The sequence below is a fragment of the Maridesulfovibrio ferrireducens genome, assembly GCF_016342405.1.
Taxonomy (GTDB): Bacteria; Desulfobacterota; Desulfovibrionia; order Desulfovibrionales; family Desulfovibrionaceae; genus Maridesulfovibrio; species Maridesulfovibrio ferrireducens_A.
Genome location: NZ_JAEINN010000037.1, coordinates 1 through 10,893, shown reverse-complemented (window position 1 = coordinate 10,893; position 10,893 = coordinate 1). Strand labels below are relative to the sequence as shown.

Sequence of the window (10,893 nt, the reverse complement as noted above, 5' to 3'; positions counted from 1 at the left end):
GCTGTTCACTTGTTCCCGCCAATACTTTTCCTTGCTCGCTCTGCTTCCATTTTTTTTAGACATAAACACTCCTTTTAAGCTGATGAGTGAGTATGCAGGATTTCAAAAATTATGAGTAGATGGAGCCTATGTGACGCTTACAAATCAATGTCCGTTTCCCACTGAATGAGAAATTCAAGGAATCCATTTAATAGGGGGTGTCATCACGCAGGCTCGTTCGTCCTGCGTATACAATGATGACCATGGGGGAATTGGGGCAATGGCATGTTTATAGGTACATACCATTTGTCCGATGACGGGTGCTGTGTTTCAGCCTAGCGTTTGGATGTGAAAGTCTGCCGTTTGGAAATGAACGGCAAGGAAGTTTTAGATGTTTCGGCATGTTAGTGCCATTTTATGCGTTCATCAGTTTAGACTATCGTCAAAACTTATGAACACGCCTGAATTGCGTTTTACCTCCTTCTTGTTACTAAAGTATCACTTGGATATACTCCAGCATACGACGCCGAAAATGCTTAAGCAAGTTTTGACAGAGTTATTTCTGCTTCAGTCATCACTTTATCGTGTATGCATACCTGTGCCCTTCGTTTCAAGCATATGGAGAAAGAAGATCGGCTTCGGGGCGTCTCAAGGCACCGCGTCTTCATGCAAACTTGACTCTGCAAGTGTGACACGATTCCGCCCACCAGCTTTAGCTTGGTAGAGAGCTTCATCTGCCATTGCTAACAAATCATCTATACTGGCGCCCGGTGGGGCACATACAACACCTACGCTTACTGTTATGGCAAGATCACCTGTTCTGGTTTTCATCTTGGTTTTTTGGATCGAAGATCGTAGTCTTTCAAATTGAGATACGCTATCTGCTCCCACTTTGCCTGGCATGACCACGACAAATTCTTCTCCACCAATTCTCCCAAGGGAGTCATATTTTCGCAGACCGGAGTTAATAGTTCGTACAAGTTCGCACAATACATCATCCCCGGTTTGGTGACCGTAAGTATCATTTACAGCTTTGAAATGGTCGATGTCCAAAAGTCCAATGCCCAAGACTGAATCTTCACGTAAGGTTCTTTCCAAGTCTTTCTCCAAACTGGCCATTATCGCCCTTCGATTCATAGCACCAGTCAATGGGTCGTGGGTGGCTTGGTGCGCAAGATCTTTTTGACTTTCCACGAGAGCTGCTTGTAGATCGATCATACGCTTGCCAACACCTATTCGCGCAATGAGCTCACCCTTGTCATACGGCTTGACCAAATAATCATTTGCTCCGACATTCAGACCGTCAACAACATCCGTCTTCTTATCCTTGGCGGTGAGAAGGATAAGAAATGGCGGGCTGTCAGTTGGTATTGAACGGACTTCCTGGATGACTTCAACGCCACTCAGTTCCGGCATCATCCAGTCGAGAATTGCTAACATGGGAGAATCTGGCTGCTGGAGAATTTCAAGGGCCTCGACACCGTTAACCGTCGTCACCACTTCGTGTCCCAACTGGGTCAAGATGCCCTCTAGAACAGCTCTGGATGTCACGTCGTCTTCTGCGATAAGTATTCGCATAATCAGTCCTCTGGGTTAAGGGAGGGAATATACTCATTATCACCCAAGTCAATTCCTGGGTATTCTTTCTGCATTACTGCCAAAAATAAACCAAACTGCCTTTCGATTTCAATTATATAACCTTCGACCGAGGACAGTTTTCCTGTTGTGGCCTGTATCTCTAAATTGTAAGCAATATCTCCCAAAACCTGTGCCTCCACTTGCCGAGATGCTCCTTTGAGAGTGTGGGCCTGCATTTCAACATCAGAGGTATTGCCAGCGGCGACCTGCTTCCTGAGGAGGGATATCTGACTTGGTATGTCATTAATATATGAGGTAAGAACCACTTGTATCAAATGATCATCCCCTAAACGGTCAATCAGGGATTGCTTATCAAAAAGGAGTGGTCCGGCCTCGCCCTGCATAGGGGACTGCTGATATTCATTTGAAATCGCTCCCTGGACGCTCTCTTCCTGTGTTAAAAATTCCTTGATTTTATCATAGAGTACTTGAGGAATTATTGGCTTGGACATGTAGTCATTCATGCCAACTTCCAAACACTTATCTCGATCACTAGACATAGCATGGGCCGTCATTGCTATGATGGGGACATCATGGTTAAGAACTTTTGATTGCACATCTCGAATAGTTTTGGTCGCTTCGTATCCATCCATAGTTGGCATTTGAATGTCCATGAGCACAAGATCGTACTCCTTTGATTCAAGGATATTAATTGCCTCTTGACCATCTTTTGCAGTATCTGCCTGCAAATTGAATTTCTGTAAAATTCCGTTGGCAACAAGCTGGTTGGTTGGGTTGTCTTCAACCAACAATATGCGGCCTTCCAGGCTTGGAAAGGGTTGTTTGCCCCGAGCCGAATGGCGAGTGGTAATTGATGCATGCTCTGTCAATTCGGAAGAAGAACATACATCGCACAGGATTCGCAGCAGGTCGTTATTGCGTATTGGCTTTGTGGCATAACCAGCAAATCCCAGCCCTTCAAAGTGCTGTGTATCGCCTCTCTTCCCAACAGAGGTCAGCATGATCAGCTTGGTCTCTGCAAGTCTTGGAGTCGCTTTAATTTTTTGTCCGAGCTCTCCTCCATCCATTTTGGGCATCTGCATGTCTATGACGGCGAGCTCAAAGGGAGTATCTTTGGCCTGGGCATCATTGAGCGCCTGAAGGGCATCCAACCCATTGTGAACCACCTGGCTGTGCATGCCCCATTGGGACATACGCGTTGATATCACTTCACAATTCGTAGCATTGTCATCAACAATCAGTACACGCTTGTCTCGCAAGGAGGCAGTCATTTGACTGAGAGCGGGGCTGGTCTGTTGCGGTTGCATCGGTAATTTGATGGAAAACCAAAACTCTGATCCTTGGCCTAGCTCGCTTTCAACGCCAATCTCGCCTCCCATCAACTCAGTGAGTTCTTTAGATATGGAGAGCCCTAAACCACTCCCGCCGAACTCTCTCGTAGTCGAGGTGTCAGCTTGGGAGAATTCTTCAAAAAGCACCTCAAGCCTGTCATTGGGGATTCCAATACCCGTATCCCTAACGGAGAAAACCAGTTCACAGTCCGCTTCGCTGACCCTGAGAGGGGACACGTAGACAGCAACTTCTCCTGTGGCAGTAAATTTAATGGCATTCCCAATCAAATTGTTAAGTATCTGGCCGAGCCTTAATGGATCGCCTTGTACCATAACTGGAACACTCGGGTCGATTAAGCAGATCAATTCCAATCCCTTTTCATGAGCACTGAATGCTCTCATCTCGACAATGTCTTCCAATACTAATTCCAGGTTGAAATCGATCGTCTCCAGACTGAGCTTACCAGCCTCAATCTTTGAGAAGTCAAGGATATCGTTAATCAGAGTCAGCAGGGATTCTGCGCTTGCCAGAGTTGCTTCAGTATATCTCCGCTGCTCTCCTGTAAGACCTGTGTCCAACAGTAGGCTGGCCATACCTATAACGCCATTCATGGGAGTACGGATTTCGTGACTCATATTTGCCAGGAAATCCCCTTTGGCTTTGGTTGCAGCTTCTGCTTCAAGCAACGCTGCATCAAGCTCAAGGGTCTTTTCTTCCATTTCCATTGCATAATGATGGAGCTTTTCCTCTGCTAATTTTTCTCCTGTAATTTCCTGATGTGTCCCGAACATCCAGACAGGTGAGCCATCTTCGTCCCAAGAAATAACCTTTCCTCTAGCAAGAACCCAAACCCAACGCCCGTCCTTATGCTTCATACGACATTCTGTATGATAGAAGTTCTCCCTACCACTAAAGTGTGCTTCTAGGTCCTTTCCTGATTTTTCCAAATCATCAGGGTTGGCATGCATCATCCATGTTTCGATTGAAGTGGGGGAGAGTTCCTCAAGAGTATACCCGATAATTTCTGCCCATCGTTCATTGAAGATGGTTTCCCCGGTTTGGACGTTCCACTCCCAAGTTCCGACATTCGTGCCTTCAAGAATGTTCTCGAAACGCTCCTTTTGTTTTTTCAGATCTTTCTCGACTTCCTTCTGCGCTGTGATGTCCCTGACTTCGACAACTCTGGCATTTTTACCCTTGTAGGGGATGTTTTTGCCGACAGCCATAAGAGGGAATTCCTCTCTGTTCTTACGAACACCTATGAGTTCATACGGAGAACCATAATTCGACCTCATGTTATTGTAGGCCACTTCATGAGAACATTCTGCGAGCAAATGCATCGAATCCATCCCGACGAGTTCTTTGTATGTGTATCCGGTTATATCCGTAAGGGCTTGGTTACATTCAATAATTATTCCATTGTCGTGAATAGCTATCCCCCCCAAAGAGGCGTCATGAAGGGCTTTGAAGCGCTCCTCGCTATCTCTGATTTCCTTTAAAGCTATATGGCGGTCGGTAATATCCTCAGCGGTACAGACTATATAGTCAACCTCCCCATCTTTATTGATTTTTGGAGTTCGTGCGATGGAAAGCAAGCGTTTTTGGCCAGTCCCGTTGGGTATCCATTCTTCACTGACGACTCTCCGGCCGCTGCTAATACTGTTCGTGCGCTCTCTACAAAGAGCATCAGCAAGTTCTTCCGGGTAGATGACGTACAAGTTCCTAAACTCGATGTCCTCTTTCATCATACCTAAAAAGGATGCATGAGCTTCGTTGACAACTCCGTATGTGTGAATATCCTTCAAGTACCACACTTGTATTTGTATATTGTCGAGCAGAATTTGCTGATTCTCGCTAGCGACATTCAATTCATCCACAGACCGAGTGCTTTGGGAAAGCCGCTCGAGGGTTTCATTAATACCCTGAGATAACTCTTGGATTTCAGTAGGCCCATCAGGAGACAAGCGTATGGTCAGATCTCCGTATCCGACAATTTCGTGAATGGAATTAGAAAGGGATCTCAGAGGAGCGGTACCTTTTTGCATTGCTAAAAATACAACAACTGCCAGTATGAGAAGTATCGCCAGCATTTCACCGATATGAGTGAAAAAACCTGTGCGCAAGGTGCTGGTCGCCTCTGTAAGATCACCAATTGCAGCCACTTTTAGGATCAAGTCGGAAGTGTTGGATCTATACGTTCCAACAAGAACGTTCTCCTTTGCTTGAGGAGAGTGTATTTCTCCGATTGAGAGACCCTCATGAACAGTGATGATGATGTCATCTTTCAGATGACCAAAGTCGAGCAGGGTTACAAGCTCATCGAAGCTAAGGTGGATTGCAATAGCGCCCTCTTTCATTCCATGAATATAAACCGCTCGAAAAATGTGTATGCCGGTTTTATCAATAAGCGAGAATTCCTTGCTACCTTCTGGCGATAATAGCCACTCCAGTCCGGATGCATGCAGCCAATCCGACCCGATTGAAGTGTTTGAGAGGACTCTATTGGCTCCCAGTACCCTTCCTTTGTAGTCAAGCAATGCAATTGTCCCGATCTCCTGACTGCCTGGATTGGTTACAGTCAAAGATTGAAAGAACAGAGGTAGCGATTCGCGTCTTTGTTTAGAGTCAATCAAGCTACCTTGAATGAAATTATTTGTAGCCAAAGCAGTTGCCTGGACGAAGACTGCCTGTAGGCGCTCAGTGGAAAGCTCGTGGACTCTTTCTGCCACCGCTTCCAACCGCTGGTGGCTTGAATCCATGAAGTGCTGCTTGGTTTGAAGATATCCGAACCAAGTAACGACAAGGAATGCCAGTACCATAGGTGGGATGAGACGCAGCAAGAGGAATATGCTAAAAGGCCGAGATTTAATCATAATTCTATTTACTGATTGGAGGAAGGTATAATGTTACCGTGTTGGTCATATCGGTACATATGAAAGCTTTCTGGACCAAGGGCGTCATGTCTCTTCTTGGTGAAAGGCGGATTGTAATCAGCCATTATTCCGGAATAGTGTTCGACCTCTTCCAAGGCATCTCGAATTGCAGCCGTATCTGTACTGTTCGCCTTAGTGATGGCTTTAGCCAAGAGATAAACAAGGTCGTATGCGTGGACCAATCCCGGCGCGGCGGGGATATCTTGCGCTTTTTCATATTCAGGAAAGAGTTGCTTATAATTTGAAAACAGCTTTTCCGCCCGCTTGGGGAACGGAGGATTCGTGAAATTGAATGTTTGCAGAAAACTTAGCTCGACCTTTGTCAGTTTACTTCCAGCCAAATGCTGAAAATTTCCACCGGTTATTCCCCAATGAGAAATGATTGGAAGCCGTGACTCTGACGACATGGTAACCATGGAATCAACAAGAACCAAACCTTCTGGCGGGTTAGCAACCAAGAGGATTACATCTGCTTCGGACTCCTTCAATGCGAATATTCCCTCAGTCAGGTCCTTGACTCCCCAGTTGAACCACTGGACGGGAGGAGGCTGCAAGCCATGCGCCACCGCGGCTTCCGTCATAGCTTTGAGGTTGGACCGGCCCCAACCTGTATTTTCTAATAGTAAGCCAGGACGTCGGTATCCAGCGTCCAAGGCTGTGTCGATAAGGAATTTGCCAGCAAAGGCGTCACGAACCGACACCCGAAAGACATAGTTTGGGGAGTGCCCGTTGTCGATGATCGGAGTTCCTGCGGCCCAAGGGATCAAAAATGGGACGTGATTTTCATTAATTATTGGGAGCACTTCCAATGCGACAGGAGTGTGAAGGCCACCGAGTATTGCTACCAGGTCAGGTGTTTTTACAAGCTCCTCAACATTGTCCTTACCTCGTATGGGACTTCCTCTATGGTCACGAGTCTCAAGAGTCAGAGGTCTGCCCAGCACTCCGCCCTGGCCGTTTATCTCATGTATGGCAATGAGGGCACCACGCTGTATGGATTGCCCTGCCATTGCAGAGGCTGAAGACATGTCTGCATCGAGTCCGATAACAAGCGGCTTGTCAACTTCGGCGGCACTGGCAATGCTGTTTGGAAAAGTAGAGAAAGCAAAAAATAGCAGGAGGGCTAATCCCCAAATTGGCTTTATGAACACTTCTTTTTTAGCAGGCATTAGTCACACCCTAAATATTTAGTAATTTGAAAACCACATAAATAGCACTGTACCAAGACAACAAAGAAAGGAGAAGTCTTGTTTCAATTTTGTCATTCAAATCATTCGACAGAGGAATGAGCCTTGTCGCGGTTTAGCCCCGAAAGACAACGTAGCTTATTAAACTGCCCACCTTAAAAATGCCGTTCAGTGGTCCAACGAAGTGGATCAGCTTCTGTTCCAATGAACAGGTCTCCACGCTCTTCATGGTCTGATCAAGGCTTATCACCTCTCAGCAGCTTCGTTGAAGCTCTAATCAACCCTTTGCCTCAACACCAAATTCCAGATGATTCCGAGTATTCTCTTCGGCACCATTTTGATTGTACGAGTTTATTTTTCTTTTATTCTGATTTAGCGGCTTAAGCTATAAGCTGCGATTGGTTTCGTGTCCGCTATGTGTCCGCTCAGCTTTCGATGCCCTGCAAAGCTATTGATATACCGCGCCTCATGCACACTATGTTGCAATGAGTTCGAAAATGCTTGGTGACGAATAAGTCCATTTATTTTTATTATTTATGATTACTTCGGTGTTTGCCATCCACAAGAATGGCATTCAAGAGGCCAAGAGTTCAATTCTCTTCAGCTCCACCATTAAAATTTCCAATAAAAAGGACCGTTTAGTAGTAAATACTGAATGGTCTTTTTTTCGTTTGGTGAACCTATCGGTCAACCGGGCGTCAACATTTGCTGTGGTGAGCTGGGGGCGGCACTCGATAGTGGGTATTGTATTACTACAAAGATAATTTTATATTTTCTAACAATTCCTCGAATAACTGGTGTTGCTGTTTAATTTCATTTTGTAAATTGTTTATTGCTAAGTGTTCTCTGATTTGGTCTAATCCCTTTATACCATACGATTTAGAGTCTTCTGCTAGTATCTTTTCTATCTCTAACGCCTCTTTTTCTGAACGAGATAAGATAAATTCTTTAGAATCAAGGTTATATGTGTCAATAATTTTTCCACAAGTTTCTTTCGTTTTAGCATAGAGGGTCATGTCTACACCTACACAAAGTTCTTCCATCTTTCTTAATAAACGATCTCTTGACATATAGTAGTTGTAAACAATAGGAGCGTCAGAATATAATAGAGGGTCTATGTCTTTACAGAACATGTTTTCCATATCCGAATATTGAAATTCTTCATTGTATGTGTATGCCTTGGTCAAGTCTTTGTTGCTTAATTTCAATATATTTTTTTTGTGCATGTTCCATAATTTTGCCAATTGGATATAGTAGCCATTTAATTTTGCCTGTACTTTCTTATTGTATTGCTGGTCTTGGAGTTCTTTTTCGTTTTTTTGAACTTTTTGGGCTTGCCATGCAGAAAGAGAATTTAGGAAAAAGCCGATTAGGATAACTCCAAGCAAGGATTCCGTTGAAGTTAAAATTTTGGACAAGGTACATGTAGGTTTTATGTCCCCATATCCTAATGTAGTGATTGTTATAGCACTCATGTAAAACGCATTAAGAACACTCATTTCTTGATTAAAGGTAGAGTTATTAATGTAGTATAGTCCTGCAAAAAAACAAATTAAGAATATATAAAGAAAACCAATATCGCGGTGATGCCATTTCCATATTTTTAGAATATTCATCTGTTTTTGTCCTGTACGTGTTTTATCCGATTATATTATTTTTCTTACTGCCAGCCTCACAACAGGACTGGACTCACCCTCAATCAATCTGTTTCAACCTAACCAGCTACCCCAGTTCCGGCAGCAACTCAACAGCACGCCCTTCGTCAACGGGCATAACATGCCCGTACTGGTCCAAGGTCATTTTTTACTCGCAGGTCTCATGAGGCTGGAAATTGCGTTCGGAGCCGCCCGCTGGGGAAGCATGGACGTGCAGACATGCAGCGTTTTCATTCATCATTATTGTTGTTTTCGCCGTTCTATGAATAGATATTTTTAGTATATGAAGAGTAAAGAAAAGAAGTTGTAGAAGTAGCAATAAGAATAGGGGGAAATTTATAACCCCTCCCTCTATATGAAATATGGGAATGTGGGCAATGTGGCCCAAAAAAGGGGTTTTAATTTTTATTGTCTGAATGAATCGACATACCTTCAAGGAGGAGACTCCCTCTTCACTTGACTCTTTTATTGTAACGGCAAATTTTATCATGTGCTTGAACAAGGTGATTGGAAAAGCTACGGTCACGTTATTATATTGCTGGCAGATTGACTTTGATATCTGGAAGGTCTGTGCTTGCTTGACGGAGATAGTGGCGCTACTTTCAGAGCCCAACATTTGCTGTGGTGAGTTGGGGGGGAGCGTCGACAATGGGGCTGGCCTTTATATATAGCTATTTAGCCTATTCGGTACTATGCCTATAGTGAGTAGGGTATCCGGTTAAATTAAAATTAATTTTTGGGCTGACTATGCAATGAAAAATAAAATTTTACAAAATTTGGGCGACCAACCTTGGTGCTTGAAAAGTATTTCAAATAGTTTTCTGGCTTCCTATTCCTCTACAAAATCTGTAATTAGAGACTTGCAAGGTTTCAAGGTATTAGAAGCTATATATGATCTCAAAAGGACTCACGCATTATTAAAAAGTTGTGTGGATGATCTCATGATTGAGATCGGTAAATTTGAGCAAACAGAATATACTCCAACCTGGAATGATGTCGGTACTGATTTTGAAAAAATTAGATTCAATGTTAGCAAGGCGGTTTTTTCGACTGCAAGTTCAGCATCTGCACTTAGAGATCTTCAAAATGTTATAAAAGATAAATATGCAGATAAAGATGAGTTCAATGCGAGTTTGCTTGAAGTTTTAGATGGCTCACATGTTTCTGATTTTGTTTTTAGTTTGCGTAACTATTCTGTTCATAGATGTTTTTTGCTTGCAGATTGGCAGTATAAGTATGGTCTCGAAGGCGGCCCAAATATACGTAATTTTCTTTTAAAGAAAGATAGATTGTTGCAATTTAAAAAGTGGAATGCTAGGGCCCGAACTTTTATCAATCGTTGTGAAGAAATGGATGTAAAAACCATATTTCAAGAATATATTGATAAAGTGAATATTTTTAATGATTGGGTTGTTGATCACCTGCAATCTAAATGGTGCTCAGAAATTGATGAATATGCTCGTTATGAAAAAATGATTTTTTGTGTGGGTTTTGTCTGTGCCCAAAATCTTTCTCGTCAAACAAATAGAGCACGAATACCTGCACCTTTTACAGAAGAAGAAATCGAGCTAATGACAAAGCATAAATTTGTGCATGAGAATGCTTTAGCTGCTTTAAATGTTATTGAAAATATTCATGGTTATGATATTCTTGAAATTGTGTTTAAAACAAAAATTTAGCTGTCCTTTAAGCCACTTAAAAAGGGACGCCATCTCTGACGTCCCTTTTCTCAATCAATCTATTTCAGTAAGCAGTTATCCCACCCTCGGCAGCAATTCTACAGCACGTTCTTCATCTCCAGCCATTACATGTCCATACCGGTCCAAGGTCATTTTTGTACTAGCGTGTCCCATAAGACGTGCAACTGCGTTAGGTGATGCCCGCTGAGAAAGCATCGACGTGCAGAACAGATGACGAATGTCGTAGGAGATTATTTCATCTGAGATTCCCGCTCTTCTGCAAGCATTTCTGAATCCTTTATGGATGCTCTTAACCGGCTTTCCTTTGAATTCTACTAGGTGTTCCGTAGTTGCTTTTTCTTTCATTTCACGAAGGTGTTCCAGAAATTCAGGTCGAACAGGTATGCTGCGCCAAGTTTTTGTTTTGGTTGCAAATACTCGGACACATTTATTTGTAAGCGTCACATAGGCTCCATCTTTTAAAAGAAGTCCTGATGATATAAGCTTAGCCCTTGTTCTTTGACATATA

The 10,893-nt window shown here is 43.4% G+C and carries 6 protein-coding genes; 1 reads left to right on the top strand and 5 read right to left on the bottom strand.

What is annotated here, in order from left to right:
* Positions 1 to 627 precede the first annotated feature (627 nt).
* From JEY82_RS19150 to JEY82_RS19135, 4 genes are all read right to left on the bottom strand, one after another.
* Positions 628 to 1,557, bottom strand: a complete 930-nt coding sequence (locus JEY82_RS19150; protein ID WP_304088803.1) for a diguanylate cyclase — start codon at positions 1,555 to 1,557, stop codon at positions 628 to 630.
* 2 nt (positions 1,558 to 1,559) lie between these two features.
* Complete coding sequence (locus tag JEY82_RS19145; RefSeq protein WP_304088800.1) at positions 1,560 to 5,669, bottom strand: response regulator; 4,110 nt, start codon at positions 5,667 to 5,669, stop codon at positions 1,560 to 1,562.
* Positions 5,670 to 5,791: 122 nt separating this feature from the next.
* The gene (locus JEY82_RS19140) at positions 5,792 to 7,012 is read right to left on the bottom strand and encodes an ABC transporter substrate-binding protein (RefSeq protein ID WP_304088798.1); all 1,221 of its coding nucleotides are present in this window, start codon (positions 7,010 to 7,012) and stop codon (positions 5,792 to 5,794) included.
* 770 nt (positions 7,013 to 7,782) lie between these two features.
* The gene (locus tag JEY82_RS19135) at positions 7,783 to 8,646 is read right to left on the bottom strand and encodes a potassium channel family protein (protein WP_304088795.1); all 864 of its coding nucleotides are present in this window, start codon (positions 8,644 to 8,646) and stop codon (positions 7,783 to 7,785) included.
* Between the two features lie 791 nt (positions 8,647 to 9,437).
* Here JEY82_RS19135 and JEY82_RS19130 point away from each other — a divergent pair.
* Positions 9,438 to 10,364 (top strand): hypothetical protein, encoded by a 927-nt coding sequence (locus JEY82_RS19130; RefSeq protein ID WP_304088792.1) that lies wholly within the window; start codon positions 9,438 to 9,440, stop codon positions 10,362 to 10,364.
* A gap of 75 nt (positions 10,365 to 10,439) precedes the next feature.
* Here JEY82_RS19130 and JEY82_RS19125 read toward each other — a convergent pair.
* Positions 10,440 to 10,893 (bottom strand): tyrosine-type recombinase/integrase (locus JEY82_RS19125; protein ID WP_304088789.1); only part of this gene is annotated, 454 nt, incomplete at its 5' end.

Coding starts and splice junctions, on each gene's coding strand:
- JEY82_RS19150 (WP_304088803.1), bottom strand. CDS start 1,557: ATGCGAATACTTATCGCAGAAGACGACGTGACATCCAGAGCTGTTCTA.
- JEY82_RS19145 (WP_304088800.1), bottom strand. CDS start 5,669: ATGGATTCAAGCCACCAGCGGTTGGAAGCGGTGGCAGAAAGAGTCCAC.
- JEY82_RS19140 (WP_304088798.1), bottom strand. CDS start 7,012: ATGCCTGCTAAAAAAGAAGTGTTCATAAAGCCAATTTGGGGATTAGCC.
- JEY82_RS19135 (WP_304088795.1), bottom strand. CDS start 8,646: ATGAATATTCTAAAAATATGGAAATGGCATCACCGCGATATTGGTTTT.
- JEY82_RS19130 (WP_304088792.1), top strand. CDS start 9,438: ATGAAAAATAAAATTTTACAAAATTTGGGCGACCAACCTTGGTGCTTG.